This is a genomic window from Cryobacterium cryoconiti, assembly GCF_004403065.1.
GTDB lineage: Bacteria > Actinomycetota > Actinomycetes > Actinomycetales > Microbacteriaceae > Cryobacterium > Cryobacterium cryoconiti.
Genome location: NZ_SOHA01000005.1, coordinates 162,629 through 181,560, shown reverse-complemented (window position 1 = coordinate 181,560; position 18,932 = coordinate 162,629). Strand labels below are relative to the sequence as shown.

At 67.3% G+C, this 18,932-nt stretch carries 15 protein-coding genes; 4 read left to right on the top strand and 11 right to left on the bottom strand.

Annotated features, from left to right (window positions below):
• Window positions 1-132: 132 nt before the first annotated feature.
• The 4 genes from ftsL to E3T49_RS02205 form a co-directional block, all read right to left on the bottom strand.
• Window positions 133-753, bottom strand: a complete 621-nt coding sequence (gene ftsL, locus E3T49_RS02220; RefSeq protein WP_134423069.1) for a cell division protein FtsL — start codon at window positions 751-753, stop codon at window positions 133-135.
• A complete protein-coding gene (gene rsmH / locus E3T49_RS02215) occupies window positions 750-1,703 on the bottom strand; it encodes a 16S rRNA (cytosine(1402)-N(4))-methyltransferase RsmH (protein WP_134423067.1) in 954 nt (317 codons plus the stop codon). Before rsmH ends, ftsL begins: the two co-directional genes overlap by 4 nt.
• 96 nt (window positions 1,704-1,799) lie before the next feature.
• Window positions 1,800-2,231, bottom strand: a complete 432-nt coding sequence (gene mraZ / locus E3T49_RS02210) for a division/cell wall cluster transcriptional repressor MraZ (protein WP_134423065.1) — start codon at window positions 2,229-2,231, stop codon at window positions 1,800-1,802.
• A 254-nt stretch (window positions 2,232-2,485) separates the two neighbouring features.
• Complete coding sequence (locus E3T49_RS02205) at window positions 2,486-2,863, bottom strand: DUF3040 domain-containing protein (protein WP_134423063.1); 378 nt, start codon at window positions 2,861-2,863, stop codon at window positions 2,486-2,488.
• Between the two features lie 72 nt (window positions 2,864-2,935).
• Between E3T49_RS02205 and E3T49_RS02200 the strand changes: the two genes are divergently transcribed.
• Entirely contained in the window at window positions 2,936-4,048 is a 1,113-nt protein-coding gene (locus E3T49_RS02200; RefSeq protein ID WP_134423061.1) for a polyprenyl synthetase family protein, read from the top strand.
• A gap of 33 nt (window positions 4,049-4,081) precedes the next feature.
• On the opposite strand, the gene E3T49_RS02195 is transcribed toward E3T49_RS02200, so the two are convergent.
• Complete coding sequence (locus tag E3T49_RS02195; RefSeq protein ID WP_134423059.1) at window positions 4,082-4,426, bottom strand: DNA-binding protein; 345 nt, start codon at window positions 4,424-4,426, stop codon at window positions 4,082-4,084.
• A 144-nt stretch (window positions 4,427-4,570) separates the two neighbouring features.
• On the opposite strand from E3T49_RS02195, the gene E3T49_RS02190 reads away from it, so the two are divergent.
• Both E3T49_RS02190 and pknB read left to right on the top strand, forming a co-directional pair.
• Window positions 4,571-5,881, top strand: a complete 1,311-nt coding sequence (locus tag E3T49_RS02190) for a lytic transglycosylase (protein WP_134423057.1) — start codon at window positions 4,571-4,573, stop codon at window positions 5,879-5,881.
• Window positions 5,882-5,993: 112 nt separating this feature from the next.
• Window positions 5,994-7,913 carry a Stk1 family PASTA domain-containing Ser/Thr kinase gene (gene pknB / locus E3T49_RS02185; RefSeq protein ID WP_420898525.1) on the top strand — a complete coding sequence of 640 codons (1,920 nt, stop codon included), beginning with the start codon at window positions 5,994-5,996 and terminating at the stop codon, window positions 7,911-7,913.
• A gap of 197 nt (window positions 7,914-8,110) precedes the next feature.
• Here pknB and E3T49_RS02180 read toward each other — a convergent pair whose 3' ends face one another.
• The 3 genes from E3T49_RS02180 to E3T49_RS02170 form a co-directional block, all read right to left on the bottom strand.
• Complete coding sequence (locus E3T49_RS02180) at window positions 8,111-9,481, bottom strand: class II 3-deoxy-7-phosphoheptulonate synthase (protein ID WP_420898522.1); 1,371 nt, start codon at window positions 9,479-9,481, stop codon at window positions 8,111-8,113.
• Window positions 9,482-9,574: 93 nt separating this feature from the next.
• On the bottom strand, window positions 9,575-10,264 hold the full coding sequence (locus E3T49_RS02175) for a lysophospholipid acyltransferase family protein (protein ID WP_134423053.1): 690 nt from the start codon (window positions 10,262-10,264) through the stop codon (window positions 9,575-9,577).
• Window positions 10,265-10,291: 27 nt separating this feature from the next.
• Window positions 10,292-11,239, bottom strand: a complete 948-nt coding sequence (locus E3T49_RS02170; RefSeq protein WP_134423051.1) for an ROK family glucokinase — start codon at window positions 11,237-11,239, stop codon at window positions 10,292-10,294.
• Between the two features lie 175 nt (window positions 11,240-11,414).
• Between E3T49_RS02170 and E3T49_RS02165 the strand changes: the two genes are divergently transcribed.
• Entirely contained in the window at window positions 11,415-13,217 is a 1,803-nt protein-coding gene (locus tag E3T49_RS02165; protein ID WP_134423049.1) for an AMP-dependent synthetase/ligase, read from the top strand.
• Window positions 13,218-13,553: 336 nt separating this feature from the next.
• Here E3T49_RS02165 and def read toward each other — a convergent pair whose 3' ends face one another.
• From def to E3T49_RS02150, 3 genes are all read right to left on the bottom strand, one after another.
• Window positions 13,554-14,045, bottom strand: a complete 492-nt coding sequence (def, locus tag E3T49_RS02160) for a peptide deformylase (protein WP_134423047.1) — start codon at window positions 14,043-14,045, stop codon at window positions 13,554-13,556.
• A gap of 77 nt (window positions 14,046-14,122) precedes the next feature.
• Window positions 14,123-15,445 carry a MinD/ParA family ATP-binding protein gene (locus E3T49_RS02155; protein ID WP_241972592.1) on the bottom strand — a complete coding sequence of 441 codons (1,323 nt, stop codon included), beginning with the start codon at window positions 15,443-15,445 and terminating at the stop codon, window positions 14,123-14,125.
• 35 nt (window positions 15,446-15,480) lie between these two features.
• Complete coding sequence (locus E3T49_RS02150; RefSeq protein WP_134423045.1) at window positions 15,481-18,885, bottom strand: pyruvate carboxylase; 3,405 nt, start codon at window positions 18,883-18,885, stop codon at window positions 15,481-15,483.
• Window positions 18,886-18,932: the final 47 nt, after the last annotated feature.

The window sequence follows — 18,932 nt, the reverse complement described above, 5'->3', positions numbered from 1 at the left end:
GGTGCTGGGGGGCCGGCTGCTGCTCGTCACCTGCGAATCCTGACTGCGGCCTGGGCCGCGGGTGTGGAACGTTCTGGGAACGGACGTGACGGGACGAATCGGGTGGTGGACGCCACCCGGGGAACGAACCGGCTAGCGGGTCGTGGGTGTCGGCAGAGCGTCGGGCACAGCTTCGGGCACGACAGTGGGCACGGATGCCGCGGCGACCGGTTCCGCCGCCTGGCTGGAGGCCGACCCGCCGAGGCTGGCGCCCTGGCCGGTGTTCTGCGGCAGTTCTGTGATCAACGGTACGCCGGCGAGCAGCGCATTCGGCACCAGGCTCGCCGTGCCGGCCTGGCTTCCGATGGCCGAGGCCGGGGCGCCGCGCACGGCGCCGTCCGAAAGTCGCAGGAAGAGCGGGTTCGAGTTGGTGACCATGCCGAGCGCTTCAGCGTTGGCAGCCAGGCTCTGCGGCGAGGACACCCGGACGAGGTCTTCGGTCACGCTTTCGGCCGTTCGACCGAGTTCGACCTGGCTGGCCTGCAGCCGCGACACCTCGTACGCGGACTGGGAGATCCCCACGCTGAGCAGCAGCTGAGCGATGACGATGACAGCCACGCCCGTGACGGCCGAGAGCGCGTAGACGATCTTCGGACGCGCCTTCTGCTGACTGCGCGGGGACACGATCTCGATGTGACGAGTCGGCTCCGCCGCGGCTGGGCCCGGGATGTTCTCCCAGGTGGGTCGTAGGACGCGGGCGAGGTTGTCGCTCATGAGGCTCTCCTGAGTCTTTCGGCGGCGCGAAGACGAACCGGCGTTGCGCGCGGGTTGAGTGCTTTTTCCTCGTCCGAGGCCAGTTCGGCACCCCGGATCAGAAGTTTGAACAGCGGTTTGTGTTCGGGGAGTTCGATCGGTAGGCCGGCGGGGGCGGTGGAGCCGGATGCCTTCGCCAGGGTCTTCTTGACGATCCGGTCCTCGAGGGACTGGTAGGCCATCACGACGATGCGTCCGCCGACGGCGACCGACTCGAGCGCGGCCGGGATGGCCCGTTCCAGAACGGCGAGTTCCTGGTTGACCTCGATGCGCAGGGCCTGGAAGACCCGCTTCGCCGGGTGCCCGGCGCGCTGCACGACGACCGGCGTCACGGCGGTGATCACGGCGACGAGCTGGGCCGACCGCACGAACGGGGTGGTCTCCCGCGCCTCGACGATGGCCTTGGCGTAGCGTGCCGCCAGCTTCTCCTCGCCGTACTCGTGGAAGATCCGTCGCAGTTCCTGCTCACTGTAGGTGGCAAGGATGCGCTCGGCCGTCAGATCGCTGGTGTTGTCCATGCGCATGTCCAGCGGTGCGTCCTTGGAGTAGGAGAATCCACGCTCGACCCGGTCGAGTTGCAGCGACGAGACGCCGAGGTCGAACAGCACGCCGGCCACCTCGGGGATGCCGAGGCCGTCCAGAGCGTCCTGGATGCCGTCGTACACGGTGTGCACCAGGTGAACCCGGTCGCGAAACGGTTTCAGCCGTTCCTCGGCGATCGCGAGAGCGTCGAGGTCCCGGTCGAGTCCGACCAGGACCAACTCGGGGAATCGCTGCAGGAACGCTTCGGCGTGGCCGGCCATTCCGAGCGTGGCGTCGACGAGAACAGCGCCCGGTCGTTCCAGCGCCGGAGCGAGCAGCTCGACGCAGCGGTCCAGCAGTACTGGGGTGTGGATGTCGTTGATGTCCATAGTCCCGGGTGGTTCCTGATTCCTGATCCCCATCCATTCGTCTCTGGCACCGGGGAAGTGTGTCAGGCGGAACGGCTGGGAGTCAGGCGTCAGGAGCTACATGAGTCCCGGAATCACCTCCTCGGCGATGTTGGCGAATGAGTCTTCCTGCCCGGCAAGGTAGGTTTCCCACGCGGTGGTGTCCCAGATCTCGACCCGGGTGCCCACACCGATGACGGTCAGGTCCCGGTCGAGCCCGGCGTAGCTGCGCAGGTTCGCCGGAATGGTCACCCGGTTCTGCTTGTCCGGCATCTCGGCGCTCGCACCGGAGAAGATCAGCCGGTTGAAGGAGCGCGCACCCTGGTCCGTGAGCGGTGCCCGTGAGAACTGCGTGTAGTACGCCTCGAACTCCTGAGTCGTGAACACGTACAGGCAGTTCTCCTGGCCGCGGGTCATGACGATTCCCGGAGACAGCTCATCGCGGAACTTCGCGGGAAGGATGACGCGCCCTTTTTCGTCGAGCTTGGGAGCATAGGTGCCGAAAAACATCTATCCCCCCTCTCTTCCGGCCAAGGTCCAGATTGTGCTCCACTTTACTCCACTTTGATCCACTCAGTCAGGAAATAGCGAGAAAACTCGAGAAACATTCTCTTGAACGCCTTATAAACACTGGGAAGCATAAGTGGAGGGAAATTCGTGACTTGAGGTTGATCCGCGTCGTTTTTGGGCACAAAAAAAGGGCCGATCGGATGATCGGCCCTACAGTCAGTGACGGGTGGAGCGAGGTGGTGCGAAGTGGAGGTTTACTGCTGGCCGTCCTGGCGACGATCCCAGCGTTCGTTCATGCGATCCATGAAGCCACGGTCCGGGGAGCGCTGCTGAGTGGGCCGCGCGCGGGGGGCTGCGGACATCCGCTTGGCGTTCTTGCTCGGAGTGGTCGCGATCAGCACGCCGGCGAACATGATGATGAAGCCCAGAACTCCCAGCCACAGCTGCTGAATGGCCACGCCGGCGATGAGTGCGCCGATACCCGCTACCGCGGCCAGAACCCCGAGAGAAATCGAACGGTAGTTGGGTCGCAGGGAGGTCCCTCCGACGTTCGCCACGAAGTCTGCGTCGTTGTGATAGAGACCGCGCTCCATCTCTTCGAGGAGTCGCTGCTCTTGTTCCGAAAGCGGCATCTCATTCCTCCTGTTTGGGATCGCGCTGTGCTACACCGAGTCTAACCCCGCCGAGATGGCTAGGCTAGGCAGGTGGCGCAAAGCAATCAAGTGATCGATCTGGTTCATTCCCGCATCGACGAATTCCTCGAAACCCGTCAACCAATTGTGACCGCTATCGGCGCGGATCTCACGCCACTGGTGGACTTCTCACGGCAGTTTCTCAGTGGCGGCAAGCGCTTCCGGGCACTGTTCTGTTACTGGGGCTGGCAGAGCGTCGGAGCCGGTGTCACGGCCGGTGATGCCGGTGTTTCCACGGTCGTTTCGGAGCCGATCATCTCTGCCGCCGCGGCCCTGGAGATCTTCCACGCGGCCGCACTCGTGCACGACGACATCATCGACAATTCCGACACCCGGCGCGGAGCCGCCTCCGCCCACAAGCTCTTCGAGGGCATGCACGGCCAGAGCGGCTGGGCAGGCAGCCAGATCGAGTTCGGGCGGGCCGCCGGCATCCTTCTCGGCGACCTTCTCCTGGGCTGGAGCGACGAACTGCTCGACGAAGGCCTTGCGGCAGCCCCGGACGCGTCGGCAGCACTCCGGGCGCGGGCGGAATTCAACCGGATGCGCACCGAGGTCACCGTGGGCCAGTACCTCGACATCCTCGAAGAACGCGCCTGGCTGACCCAGCCCGAGGCGGAACTGTTCGACCGGGCGCTGCGCGTCATCGTGTTCAAATCCGCCAAGTACAGCGTGCAGGCGCCGCTCCTGATCGGCGCGGCACTCGCCGGCGCCGGACCGGAGCACCTCGACGCCCTGCGCGCCTTCGGGCTGCCGCTCGGAGTCGCCTTCCAGCTCCGGGACGATCTTCTCGGCGTGTTCGGCGACGCCGCAGTCACCGGGAAACCGAGCGGCGATGACCTGCGTGAGGGCAAACGCACCGTGCTGATCGCGCTGGCCCGTCCGCAGCTGTCGGACCCGGCGCGCGCCGAACTGGACGCACTGCTCGGCGACCCTCAGCTGACGGAGGCGCAGATCGGCGTGTTGCAGCAGACGATCATCGAGAGCGGTGCCGTCGACCGGATCGAGGAACTGATCGTGGCAAGCGTGGCCGAGGCCCTCGACGCACTGGAGGGCTCACCGATCAGCGACGCCGTCACTGCGAAACTGGAAGAGCTCGCCGAGACGGTGACCCGCCGCACGTTCTAACGCGCACACCTCAGCGCGCACGTGCCGTCGGCATCAGGCGAGCGCCTGAGCCACCCGGCGTACTTCGGCCTTGCGTCCGGCCAGGAGAGCCTGGACCGGGGGCACACCGAGACTGTCGTCGACCTCGAGGAGCCAGCGCATCGCCTGCTCGTCGGTGAAGCCGTCATCGGAGAGCACGATCAGTGTGCCGCGGAGTTCGGGCAGCGGGACCCCGTCCCTGATGAAGGACGCCGGAACCTGCAGCGGGCCGTTGTCACGGCGGATGGCAAGCAACTGCTTGTCGTCGATCAGCTGGCGCACGCGGCTCTGGCTGACGCCGAGCAGCCGAACGAGGTCGGGGATGGACAGCCACTCTTGATCTGAAAGCGATTCGGTCACGATTCCAGCCTCCCATGATTCCGGAGACTGGACAAACTCCTGGCCCGGTTTCGCGCGTGGTGTCGCCCAGAACGGGGGCCACCTGATTAGCTGGTGGGGTCAACTGTGTCAGCGTCGCTGTCGCACGCACTCGACGGGAGCTGAATGTCGGCACGATCCAGCAGAAACAGCAGCAGGGCCACACCATCGACCACCGAGGGGCGCCACCGTCACACGGCATCGACCGAGCGGCGCGGCCTGGGCCTGCTGGTCACGGTGCCGCTCGTTCTGATCAGCACGATCGCGATCAGCCTGAACCTGGCCTCGCCGGCGGATGCGGCCACCAGTGCCAAGAAACCGCTCAAGAGCAAGAGTCTGCTGCCCGGCGCCGTTCCGGCCGTGCTCCCGACGAACGTGTCCGCCGCCACGGCGCCGACCCAGTATCAGGTCGTCGAAGGCGACACCGTGAGCGCCGTTGCCGGACGGTTCGGCCTCTCCACGGCATCCGTGCTCGCCCTCAACGGACTGGGCTGGTCCGCGGTCATTTTTCCCGGCCAGACGCTGACCCTGTCGGCGCAGGCGGCCACACCGGCGCCGGCCCCCGCACCGGTTGCGGCGGAGATCACCCGGTATCTGATCCAGAGCGGTGACACGCTCTCCGGTGTCGCCGCCGCCCACGGGTTGCCCCTCTCCGCGCTGCTGCAGGTGAACGGCCTCGACGCGAGCAGCATCATCTTCCCCGGTCAGGCCGTGGTGCTGCCGCCGGGCAACGCTGCAGAGCCCGCCCCGGTCGCCGCGGTCGCGGCGGTCGCGGCGGTGCAGAGCAGTGCCGGAACGCACACGATCATGGCCGGCGAGACCATCGGCGGCCTCGCGGCCGCTGCGGGGGTGTCGGTGCAGTCCGTGCTCGACGCCAACGGCCTCGGCTGGTCCAGCATCATCTACCCCGGGCAGGTGCTCAGCATGCCGTCCGGATCCTCCCCCGCGGCTCTTCCGATCGATCCGGCAGTCCTGTTCGAACCGGTTGCGCCGGCGCCGTCGCCGTCGGCCGAGGTCGGCCGGGTCACGCCCCTCACCGAGGAGATGCGGCACCACGCCGAGATCATCATCGCCAGTGGACGCACAGCGGGTGCCGCCGACGCCGGCATCGTGATCGCCCTGGCCGCCGCGGCCCAGGAATCCGGACTCCGCAACGTCCAGCACGGTGACCGCGACTCCCTCGGGCTGTTCCAGCAGCGGCCCAGCTCCGGCTGGGGTTCCCGCGACGAGGTCCTCGACCCGGTGCGAGCCAGCCTCGCCTTCTTCGGCGGCCCCGTGAACCCGAACCCGGGCGTCACCCGCGGGCTCCTGGATGTGCCCGGATGGGAGTCGATGACGGTGACCGAGGCCGCCCAGGCGGTGCAGATCTCCGCCTATCCGAACCACTACGCCAAGTGGGAAACGTCCGCGCGGGCGTGGCTGGACGAGCTCGGCTGAGGCTCATCGGCATCCGTTCGACCCCGAAAACCCTGACTTTCGGGTGTCCCGGCGCGAGGAACGGCTCGACGATCCCTAGAATCGACTAGTGAGCGATACCCCTGCCGATCCGATGGTCGGCCGTCTGATAGACGGCCGCTATCAGGTGCGCTCGCGAATCGCCCGCGGCGGGATGGCCACGGTCTATCTCGCCACCGACCTGCGCCTCGAGCGCCGGGTGGCGATCAAGATCATGCACGGCCACCTAGCCGACGACAACACGTTCAAGGCCCGGTTCGTGCAGGAGGCCCGTTCGGCCGCCCGCCTCGCGCACCCCAACGTCGTCAACGTCTACGACCAGGGCCAGGACGCCGACATGGCCTACCTGGTGATGGAGTACCTGCCCGGCATCACGCTGCGCGACCTGCTCAAGGACTACGGCCGCCTCACCAGCGAGCAGACCATGGACATCCTGGAGGCCGTGCTCTCCGGGCTCGCCGCCGCGCACAAGGCCGGGATCGTGCACCGCGACCTCAAGCCGGAGAACGTGCTGCTCGCCGACGACGGCCGCATCAAGATCGGCGACTTCGGTCTCGCCCGTGCGGTCAACAACAACACCGCGACCGGCCAGGCCCTGCTCGGCACGATCGCCTACCTCTCCCCCGAGCTGGTCACGCGGGGCATCGCGGATGCCCGCAGCGACATCTACGCCCTCGGCATCATGACCTACGAGATGCTCACCGGCGAGCAGCCCTATGTAGGTGAAGCACCCATGCAGATCGCCTACCAGCACGCCAACGACACGGTGCCGATGCCGAGCGTGCGCGTTCCGACGATTCCGCACGAACTTGACGAGCTGGTGCTGTGGGCGACCGCGCGCGACCCGGAACAGCGCCCGCGCGATGCCCGCGTCATGCTCGACCAACTGCTCGACCTCGACACGTTGGTGCGCCCGGCCCCCGCCGCAAGCGGCCTCGCGTCGACCATGGTGATGCCCGGCGGGCTGACCACCGCGGTGGCCGAGGCCGACACACAGATCCTCGGTGCCGCTCCGCTCATTCCCGCCGGCGGGGTGAACGACACCCCGGCCGAGGCCCCGGCCAATAGCACCGTCCTGACCGAGAACGCACGGAAGCGCAAGCACCGCGGCTACCTGCTGTTCGCGCTCGTGCTCATCCTGGCCGCACTGGCCGGCGGAACGGGCTGGTACTTCGGCAGTGGACCCGGCTCGGACGTTCCCGTTCCGTCCCTCACCTCGTCTTCTCCGGAGAACGCCACCAGCCAACTGACGGCGCTCGGGCTGGAGGTGGCACTCGGCACAGAATTCAGCGGAACCATCCCCGCCGGCCTGGTCTCCAGCACCGATCCCGACTCGGGCACCCGCGTCGACAAGGGCAGCACGGTGACCCTCCTCGTCTCTCAGGGTCCCCAGCCGATCACGCTTCCCGTTCTGGCCGGGCTGTCCAGCGACGCCGCGGCCGCGGCCGTCACAGATCTGTCGGCAGGCATCGGCGCAACCGATTCCATCTTCGACGACACCGTGGAATCCGGCCTGGTCATCTCGGCCAGCCGCGAATCGGACGGTGGCGACGTCTCCCAGGGTGGTGACTACTTCCAGGGCATGAACGTCAACCTCGTGGTGTCGCTCGGACCCGTGCCGGACGTTTCCGGTGAGACGGTAGACGATGCGACCGCGATCCTGTCCGACAAGGGGCTGCTGGCCACCTCCGGCGAGGAGCTCTACAGCGATTCCGTCGACGCCGGCGACGTCATCCGCGCCGCTCCCGTGAACGAGGGACCGGTGCGGGTCGGCGACACGTACTCCCTGACGATCTCCCGAGGCCCGGAACCGGTAGTCATCCCCGACGTCGTCGGCCTGCCGTGGAACGAAGGCAAGCAGGCGCTCACCGATCTCGGCTTCAAACTGAGCTACAACCTCGGAGCGGACGCGATCGCCGCGCTCCTCAACGTGGCGACCACGGATCCCGTGGCCGGCACCGCCGTCGAGAAGGGCAGCACCATCACCCTCAAACCGACGAACCCCTTCGGCTGACCCCAGCGCCTGCCCCAGCGCCTGCTCCGCAGCGCCTGGCGCCCAGTGCCTGCCGCGCAGCGCCTGGCGTCGAGTGCCGGCCCACACCAGCCTGCACGACGCGAGAGTGCCCGTTCCGGCCCAGAGTGACCGGTGGAACGGTCACACTCGACCGGAACGGGCACTCCGGGCCGGAACGGGTACGGCGGTCAGGCGTTTTAGCGGGCGGCGAGTTCTTCCGCCACCAGGAAGGCGAGCTCGAGCGACTGCATGTGGTTGAGGCGCGGGTCGCAGAGCGACTCGTACCGGGTGGCCAGAGCCGCCTCGTCGATGTGCTCGGACCCGCCGAGGCACTCGGTGACGTCGTCACCGGTGAGCTCCACGTGAACGCCGCCGGGATGCGTGCCGACGCTGCGGTGGGCTTCGAAGAAGCCGCGCACCTCGTCGACGACGTCGTCGAAGCGACGCGTCTTGTAGCCGGTCGGGGTGGTCACGCCGTTGCCGTGCATCGGGTCCGTGACCCAGAGCGGCTTGGCGTCACTGGCCTTGACGGCCTCCAGCAGCGGCGGGAGGGCGTCGCGCACCTTGCCGGCACCCATCCGCGTGATGAACGTGAGGCGGCCGGGCTCGCGGTTCGGGTCGAGCTTGTCGATCAGGCGCAGCATGTCGTCGGTGGACGTGGTCGGGCCGAGCTTGACCCCGATCGGGTTGCGCACCCGGGAGAGGAAGTCGACGTGGGCGCCGTCGAGGTCACGCGTGCGCTCCCCGATCCAGATGAAGTGCGCGGAGGTGTTGTAGGGCGTGCCGGTGCGGGAGTCGATCCGGGTCATCGGACGCTCGTAGTCCATCAGCAGACCTTCGTGGCTGGTGTAGAACTCCGTGCGGCGCATGGCCTCGAAGTCCGCTCCGCACGCGATCATGAACTTGATCGCGCGGTCGATCTCCTTGGCCACCTTCTCATAGCGCTGGTTCGCCGGGTTGGCAGCGAATCCCTGGTTCCAGCTGTGCACCTGGCGCAGGTCGGCGAACCCACCCTGGGTGAAGGCCCGGATCAGGTTGAGCGTGGACGCAGCCGTGTGGTAACCCTTGACCAGACGGGCCGGGTCGGCCTCCCGTGATTCGGGCGTGAAGTCGTAGCCGTTGACGATGTCGCCGCGGTAGGCCGGCAGGGTGACGCCGCCCCGGGTCTCGAAGTCGCTGGAGCGCGGCTTGGCGAACTGGCCGGCCATCCGACCCATCTTGATCACGGGCATCGACGCGCCGTAGGTGAGTACGACCGCCATCTGCAGTACGGTCTTGACCCGGTTGCGGATCTGTTCCGCCGTGGCCCCGCTGAAGGTCTCGGCGCAGTCACCGCCCTGAAGCAGGAAGGCGTGGCCGCTGGCGGCCTCGGCCAGGCGGTCGCGCAGGATGTCGACCTCGCCGGCGAAGACGAGCGGAGGCTGCGTGGACAACTCCGCGGATGCCGCGGAAACCGCGTCCGCATCGGGCCAGGTGGGCTGCTGCTTGATCGGGAGGGTGCGCCAATAGTCCAGGCCGGCAACCACAGATCGATCTGCGAGGACGACGGGTTCGGTGGGGTCTACCACGGGACTATTCCTTTTGTTCTGGTGCGGCACGCAAGATACCGCGAACCGCACTGTGGGGCTGGGGCCTGCTGGCCCCCGGACAACCCCTTGATTCTATCGGGTCAGGCTGGCCCGCTTTTCTTTCACACTCGTCGCGTAGACGTCCACATACTCCTGCCGGCTGAGCGCCTGCAACTCGTACATCAGCTCGTCGGTCACCGACCGGAGCACGAACCGGTCGCCCTCCATGCCGTCGAACCGGCTGAAGTCGAGGGGCTGGCCGATCACGATGCCGATCCGGCGCACCTTGGGAATCCGGGTGCCGGTCGGCATGGCCTTCTCCGTGTCGATCATCGCGACGGGGATGACGGGAACCTCGGCTTCGAGCAGCATCCGTGCCACGCCCGTGCGGCCGCGGTACATCCTGGCGTCCGGGCTGCGGGTGCCCTCCGGATAGATGCCGAGCACCCCGCCGGAGCCCAGTACGCGCAGGCCTGTGTTGAGGGAGTCCTCGGAGGCTTTACCGCCCGACCGGTCGATCGGCAGCTGGCCGGTGGCCTTGAAGAACTGGCGCGTCGCCCAGCCTTTCAGCCCCTTACCGGTGAAGTACTCGCTCTTGGCCAGGAATACGACCCGCCGCGGCACCACCAGGGGCAGGAAAACCGAGTCGATGAACGACAGGTGGTTGCTCGCCAGAATCACACCGCCCTCTTTGGGGATGTTCTCGAGCCCGACCACCCAGGGTCGGAAAATTGCCAACAGCAGAGGGCCGATGACAATGTTTTTCATGAGCCAGTAGAACATCGTTGCTCCCTCGGTAACCCGGAAAGCCTACTGCGCGAAGACGTGTTTCCGCGCCAGGTCGGCCGCGCCGACGACTCCGGCGTCGTTGACGAGCTGGGCGATCGCGAATTCCGCCTCCGGATGGTAGCCCCTTGCGGGCAGGTTTTCGAGGTAAGCGGCGCGGATCGGCTCGAGCAGCAGGTCGCCGGCAGCGGCCACTCCCCCGCCGAAAACGAAGATCTGCGGGTCGAGCACGGCTGCGAGGCTCGAACAGGCCGCGCCGAGCGAACTGCCCAGTTGGCGCAGTGCGGCGAGGGCTCCGTTGTCGCCCTCCTGGATCAGGCGGCCGACCTCCTTGCCGGTGAGCTTGCCCTTGCGCTCACGAGCCGCGGCGAGGCCCAGGCCGATTCCACCGGCATCCGCCAACTCGGTCGCGATCCGAAGCAGGGCGCGCCCCGAACCGTATTGTTCGATGCAGCCGTGTGCGCCGCAGCCGCAGAGACGGCCACCCGGAACCACACGCAGGTGCCCGAGTTCGGCGGCACAGCCGAACCCTCCGCGGAACAGGCGGCTGTTCGACACAATCGCCCCGCCCACGCCGGTGCCGATGGTGAGGGTGACCATGTCGCTGTAGCCACGGCCGGCACCGAAGACGAATTCGGCCCAGCCGGCGGCGTTGGCATCGTTCTCGATCAGGATCGGCATGTCGAGCCGGGCCTCGAGAGTGGCCCGGAGCGGCTCGTGCCGCCAGTTGACATTGGGGCCGTAGTAGACGGTGGACTGCGCTGCGTCGATGAATCCGGCAGCGGCGATACCGGCGGCCACGACCTCTTCCCCGGCGGCGAGGTCCGTGATCATCGCAACGACGGCGTCCTCGATGCCACGGGGATCGGTGGCGGTGGTCGGCCGCCGGTCAGACCGGAGGATCGTGCCGGATTCGTCAACCAGAGCCGCGGCGATTTTTGTGCCGCCGATGTCGATCCCAATGGCGTGCACGGCAGACTTCTTTCGTTGAGGGGCTGGAGGAATCGCGCTACCGGGCGTACAACCGAGCCGGTGCGACCCCTCTAGAGTGTAGTGAATCACAGCACCGCCAGGCGAAACGTACGCTCCCACGTACCAACGTGGATAGAGTGGGGCAAAATGCCCGCCCGGTACCAGAGGAGTTACCGTGAAACAGTTCGATCTGCCCGCAATTGTTCCCGCAGACCCGCAAGCCAATGTCACCGACCTCCTGGTCGATCGCCTCGCCGAGACCCCAGACTCCGTGCTTTTCTCACTGCCGAGAAACGGAGCCTGGATCCCCGTCACCACAGCTGAGTTCCACGCCCAGGTTGTTGCACTGGCCAAGGGTCTCGTCGCAGCCGGTATCCAGCCCGGCGACAAAATCGGTCTGATGTGCAAGACCCGCTACGAGTGGACGCTGATCGACTTCGCCACCTGGTTCGCAGGCGCCGTTCTCGTTCCGGTCTATGAGACGAGCTCGCCCAAACAGATCCAGTGGATCCTGGGCGACTCGGACGCCGTGGGTGTGATCGTCGAGACCGCCGAGCACTTCTCCCGCTTCGACGAGGTGCACCCCGAGCTCCCCACCGTGCAGAGCGTGTGGCAGATCGACCTGGGTGATCTGGACAAGCTCGTGGCAGCTGGATCCGATGTCCCTGATGACGAGATCGAGCGCCGCCGTGCCCTCGCGATCGGGTCGGACATCGCGACCCTCATCTACACCTCGGGTTCCACCGGTCGACCCAAGGGCTGTGTGCTCACCCACGCGAACTTCGTCGAGACGTCCCGCAACGCCGCGGTCGCTCTGAACGAAGTCCTCACGGACAAGAACGGCGCCTCCACGCTGCTGTTCATCACCACGGCGCACGTGTTCGCCCGGTTCATCTCGGTGCTCTGCGTGCACGCCGGCGTGCGTGTCGGCCACCAGCCGGACACGCGCAAACTGCTCGAGTCGCTGGGCACCTTCAAGCCCACGTTCCTGCTCGCGGTCCCCCGCGTCTTCGAGAAGGTGTACAACTCCGCCGAGCAGAAGGCTCTGGCCGCGGGCCGCGGCAAGATCTTCGAGGCGGCCGCGCAGGCCGCCGTCGACCACTCGATGCTGATCGACCAGGGCAAGAGCGTTCCGCTGATGCTGAAGATCAAGTTCGCGCTCTTCGACCGGCTCGTGTTCAGCAAGCTGCGGGCGGCCATGGGCGGGAACGTGAAGTACGCGGTCTCCGGATCCGCACCACTCGGCATGCACCTGGGCCACTTCTACCACAGCCTGGGCATCAAGATCCTCGAGGGCTACGGCCTCACCGAGACCACCGCCCCCACGACCGTGGGACTGACCACCAAGTTCAAGATCGGTACCGTCGGACCGCCTCTCCCTGGCGTCTCCGTTCGGGTGCTGGACGATGGTGAGATCGAGGTCAAGGGCGTCAACGTCTTCAAGGAGTACTGGAAGAACCCCGAGGCCACCGCGGCGACCTTCAACGATGGCTGGCTTCGCACCGGTGATATCGGGGCCATGGACAGCGACGGTTTCCTCACGATCACCGGACGCAAGAAGGAGATCATCGTCACCGCCGGCGGCAAGAACGTCGCCCCGGCGGCGCTGGAGGACCCGATCCGGTCCAACCCGCTGATCGGCCAGGTGGTCGTCGTGGGCGACCGCAAGCCGTTCATCGCGGCATTGATCACCCTGGACCCTGACATGCTCGCGGTCTGGCTGAACAACAATGGCGAGGATGCGGGGATGTCGTTGACTGAGGCATCCGTCAACCCGAAGGTGCTCGCCGAGGTGCAGCGCGCCGTGGACCACGCCAACGACCATGTCTCGCGGGCGGAGTCGATCCGCAAGTTCACGGTGCTGACGACCGAGCTGACCGAGGATGACGGCTACCTGACGCCGAAGATGAGCATCAAGCGGGACGTGATCCTGCGGGACTTCGCCAGTGTCATCGAGGCCATGTACCTCGNAAGATGAGCATCAAGCGGGACGTGATCCTGCGGGACTTCGCCAGTGTCATCGAGGCCATGTACCTCGGCGCCCCGGTAACCGGGGTGAATCCGGTCAAGGGCTAGTCGTCGGGAGTGGTGGTCGGGTCTCGACAGGCTCGACCACCGTGAGGGCTCGACCACCGTGCGTGGTCGGGTCTCGACAGGCTCGACCACCGTGCGTGCTCGGGTCTCGACAGGCTCGACCACCGTGCGTGGTCGGGTCTCGACAGGCTCGACCACCGTGAGGGCTCGACCACCGTGCGTGGTCGGGTCTCGACAGGCTCGACCACCGTGAGGGCTCGACCACCGTGAGCGACCCGGATCAGAACCAGGTGGACTCGCGGATCTCCTTCATGGCGGACCGGCGATTCTCCTTGTCAAGCCGGTCCAGGTAGAGCAGGCCGTCCAGATGGTCGGTCTCGTGCTGCAGGGCCTGGGCCATGATGCCGGTACCGGACAGCTCGACGGGGGCGCCGTCGAGGTCGGTGCCGGCGACCCGGGCGAACGGGTAGCGGCGGGTCGGGTACCACAGTCCGGGCACCGAAAGACAGCCTTCGTCCACGAGCTCGGGCTCGCCCGACACCTCCACCAGCACCGGGTTGAGGATGTACCCGATGTCTCCGTCGACGTTGTAGCTGAACGCGCGCAGGTTGACGCCGATCTGGGACGCCGCAACGCCGGCCCGCCCGGGCAGGCGCACGCTGTCGACCAGATCCTCGACCAGGCTCCTTGCCCGTGCGTCGATCGTGGTGATCGGGTCGGAGACGGTCTTGAGGACGGGATCTCCGAAGAGACGGATCTGGCGCTCAGGCACAGTGGCAACTCCAAGTCTGTGGTGCGGGGGTGAAACAGGGCGCGCTGCATTGCGGTGCAGCGGGAACCGGTGTTCGATCAGATGCTGCGGTCAGCGGGCAGCCCCTCGACCACCAGGGCGGCCAGGGTGCGGGCGGCCAGCCTGGTGATGGGTTTGAGGTCGTCGAAGGAGATGACACTGCCGGCGGCGAGCTGCGGGTCCCAGGGAATGCGGACGATTTCCCGTACCCGCGACCGGAAGTGCGACTCGATCTCTTCGAGTTTCACCAGGTTCGTGCCCTGCGTGGCCGTGTTGAGCGCGACGATGGCGTTCTGCACCAGGTCGCCGTAGCCGTTGGCCTCGAGCCAGGTCAAGGTCTCGGAGGCCAGCCGGGCTTCGTCGATGCTGCCGCCGGAGACGATGACGATCGAGTCGGCTCGCTGCAGGGTCGCCCGCATCACGGAATGCACGATGCCGGTGCCGCAGTCGGTGAGCATGATCGAGTAGTACCGCGCGGCCAGGTCGGCGACGACGTTGTAGTCGTTCTCGTCGAATGCCTCGGACAGGAGCGGGTCGGTGTCGGATGCGAGGATGTCGAGCCGCGTGGCGTCCCGCGACACGAGCGCGGAGAAATCGGTGAATCCGCCGATGGCAGCGGCCTTGGTCACCACGTCGCGCACGGTGGAGCGGGTCTGCTTCGGCACCCGCTCGGAAAGGGTGCCACGGTCGGGATTGGCATCGACCGCGATGATACGGTCTTCCCGCGCGTCCGCGAGAGCCATCCCGAGGAGCGCCGTGACGGTCGTCTTGCCGACCCCGCCCTTGCGCGTGAGGATCGGCACGAACCGGGTGCCGCCCGCGAATTCCTTGCGAATGCGTTCGTCGAGTTCCTTGTGCGCACGCACCCTGGCTGAGTCGCCGAGGTTGACCAGATGCAGGGTGGCCCCGAACACGAAGCTGTTCCAGGCACCGCGGGGCGGCGGCTTGGTGCGGCGGTTGACGGCCAGCAGGCGGTCCGGAGTGAGCTGTGAAGCGGACTCCGGAGCAGGGCCGGCATTCAGGCGCAGGCTCTCCCGCCGGGACTGACCGGCGGCATCGCTTGCACCCGACCCGGTGAGGGACCGCACGGCGCCGGTGACGGCGGCGGAGGACCGGTCGGCGCGCGGCACGGCCGGAGTCCTGATCTCGACTGTGTGCGTGACCGACGATCCGGACCCGGCACGGTGGGACGCACCCCCCGCCGTACCGGGCAGGGTGCGGGCTGGTGCGTCGATCCGGCCACTCAGGTTCTCCGGCAGGGCCGCCGCCAGGTTCACGATCGTGTGGGGTGGCAATTCACTGTGGTACTCGTCGCCCGCCGGGACAAGATTCTCGGCGGGTTCCCGACCGGGAACCTCGGCGCCTGTGCGCTTATCGGACAAAAGATCAGTCCCTTCGTCGATAGATCGCGTCAAGCCTAGCGTGGACGCACCACCACGAGCAGATCACCGGCATCGACCTGCTGAGTGCGCGGCACCGCCAGCCGTTCGACGTAGCCCGCGATGGGCGAGGTGATGGCGGCCTCCATTTTCATGGCCTCGATCGAGGCCACGGCCTGACCGGCTTCGACGGTGTCCCCTTCCTCGACCTGAAGGGTGACCACGCCGGAGAAGGGCGCAGCGACCTGGCCCGGCCGGTTCGCATCCGCCTTCTCGGCCACCTTGGTGCTGACGGTGATGCTGCGGTCCCGGACGAACACCGGACGGAGCTGGCCGTTGAGGGTGGTCATGACGGTGCGCATGCCCTTGTCGTCTGCCTCACTGATGGCCTCGAGTCCGACGTACAGGCGCACGCCCTTGTCGATTTCGACGGCATGCTCGATGCCTTGCTGGAGACCGTTGAGGTAGTCCACCGTGTCCAGCACGGACAGATCGCCGAAAAGTTCCCGGATCTGCTCGAACTGGCGCGTGGGCGCCGGGAACAACAGCTGGTTGAGCATGGCCCGGCGGGTGAGGCTGTCGCTGTTCAGGGCGGCACGCTCCTCCGTCGTGAGCTCGGTGACGCCGACGCGCACGGTGCGGCCGGCGAGCACCTTGCTGCGGAACGGCTCGGGCCACCCGCCGGGCAGGTCACCCAGCTCCCCCGCCATGAAACCGATCACGGAATCGGGCACGTCGTAGTTCCCGGGGTTCTCGGCGAAGTCGACCGGGTCGGCGCGCACGGCGGCGAGGTAGAGGGCGAGGTCACCGACCACCTTCGACGACGGCGTCACCTTCGGCACCCGGCCGAGGATGTCGTTGGCTGCGGCATACATGTCCTCGATGAGTTCGAAATCGTCGGCGAGGCCGAGGGCGACCGCCTGCGTGCGCAGGTTGGACAGCTGGCCACCGGGGATCTCATGTTTGTAGACACGACCGGTGGGCGCGCGCAGCCCGGATTCGAAGGGGTGGTACACGCGACGCACGTCTTCCCAGTACGGTTCCAGGTCGCAGACGGCCTGCAGTGAAATACCGGTGTCCCGGTCCGTGTGGGCGAGGGCGGCGACGAGGGAGGACGCCGACGGCTGGCTGGTGGTGCCGGCCATCGGGGCACTGGCGACGTCGACCGCGTCGGCGCCGGCTCGGCTGGCGGCGAGCAGGGTGGCGAGCTGGCCACCGGGAGTGTCGTGCGTGTGCACGTGCACCGGCAGGTCGAATCGCTCCCGCAGCGCCGCCACGAGCTTCTCGGCTGCGGCCGGGCGCAGCAGGCCGGCCATGTCCTTGATGGCGAGGATGTGCGCGCCGGAGTCCACGATCTGCTCGGCGAGCCGCAGGTAGTAGTCGAGGGTGTACAACTTCTCGGCAGGGTCGAGCAGGTCCCCGGTGTAGCAGAGGGCGACCTCGGCGACGGAGGTGCCGGTCGCCAGGACGGCGTCGATGGCCGGTCGCATCTGCGAGACGTCGTTGAGGGCGTCGAAGATGCGGAAGATGTCGACGCCGGTGGTGGACGCCTCGCGCACGAATGCGTCCGTCACCTCGGTCGGATACGGGGTGTAGCCGACCGTGTTCCGGCCGCGGAGCAGCATCTGCACGTTGATGTTCGGCAGGGCCTCGCGCAGCGAGGCCAGGCGTTCCCAGGGGTCTTCGCCGAGGAAGCGCAGCGCCACATCGTACGTCGCGCCGCCCCAGGCCTCGATCGAGAGCAGCTCCGGGGTCATCCGGGCCACATACGGGGCCACGGCCACGAGGTCGCGGGTGCGCACCCGGGTCGCCAGCAGCGACTGGTGGGCGTCGCGGAAGGTGGTGTCCGTGACCGCCAGCGCGGTCTGCGCGCGCAGGTCCGCGGCGAAGCCGGCCGGGCCGAGCAACTGGAGCCGCTGGCGGGAGCCGGCCGGGGCCGGCACGGAGAGGTCGAGCTTCGGCAGCTTTTCGGCCGGGTTCAGCAGTGTGATCGGCACACCGTTGGGCTTGTTGACGGTGACATCGGCGAGCCAGTTGAGGATCTTCGTGCCGCGGTCCTTGGACGCGCGGCCGCGGAGCAGCTCAGGTCGTTCGTCGATGAAGGAGGTGCTCAGGTTGCCGGACGCGAAGTCAGGGTCATCGAGAACGGCCTGCAGGAACGAGACGTTCGTGGAGACGCCGCGGATGCGGAACTCGGCCAGGGCGCGCTTGGACCGTGTCACGGCGGAGGAGAAGTCCCGGCCGCGGCAGGTGAGCTTGGCGAGCATGGAATCGAAGTGCGGGCTGATCTGGGCGCCGGGGTTGATCGTGCCGCCGTCGAGGCGGATGCCCGCGCCGCCGGGCGAGCGGTAGGTGGTGATCTTGCCGGTGTCCGGACGGAACCCCATGGTGGGATCCTCGGTGGTGATCCGGCACTGCAGGGCCGCGCCGCGCAACACGATCTTGTCCTGCGTGAGTTCGAGGTCGCGAAGGGACTCGCCCGCGGCGATGCGGATCTGGGACTGGACGAGGTCGACATCCGTCACCTCTTCGGTCACGGTGTGCTCGACCTGGATGCGCGGGTTCATCTCGATGAACACGTGCTGACCGGCGCGTTCGCCGATCGTGTCGAGCAGGAACTCGACGGTTCCGGCGTTGACGTAGCCGATCGACCGGGCGAACGCGACGGCGTCGGCGTAGAGGCGCTGACGGATCTCGTCGGAGAGGTTGGGGGCCGGAGCGATCTCGATGACCTTCTGGTGGCGCCGCTGCACGGAACAGTCGCGCTCGAACAGGTGCACGGTCTCGCCGGTGGCGTCGGCGAGGATCTGGACCTCGATGTGACGCGGCCGCAGCACGGCCTGCTCGAGGAACATGGTCGGGTCGCCGAAGGCGCTGTTCGCTTCGCGCATGGCTTCCTCGAGCGAGCTGCGCAGTTCGCTCATCTGGGCGACACGGCGCATGCCGCGCCCGCCGCCGCCGGCGACGGCCTTGGCGAAGATCGGGAAGCCGATGTCCTCGGCCGCGGCGATCAGTTCGTCGACATCGCGAGAGGGGGCGCTGGACTTGAGCACCGGAACGCCCGCCTTGATGGCGTGCTCCTTCGCGGTGACCTTATTGCCGGCCATTTCGAGCACGTGCTCGCCCGGCCCGATGAAGGTGATGCCCGCCTGGCGGGCCGCGAGGGCCAGCTCGGGGTTCTCTGACAGGAAGCCGTAACCGGGATAGATGGCATCGGCACCGCTCTCCCGGGCGACCCGGATGATCTCACTCACCGTCAGATAAGCACGCACCGGGTGCCCCGGCTCACCGATCTGATAGGCCTCATCGGCCTTCAACCGGTGCAGGGAGTTGCGGTCCTCGAACGGGAATACCGCAACGGTTTTAGCACCCAGCTCGTAGGCAGCCCGAAAAGCCCGGATCGCGATTTCCCCGCGGTTGGCAACAAGTATTTTCGTGAACATGCAGACCTTTCAAGCGTGACGCCGCGCGCAGCCGACGGTTAGGTTCT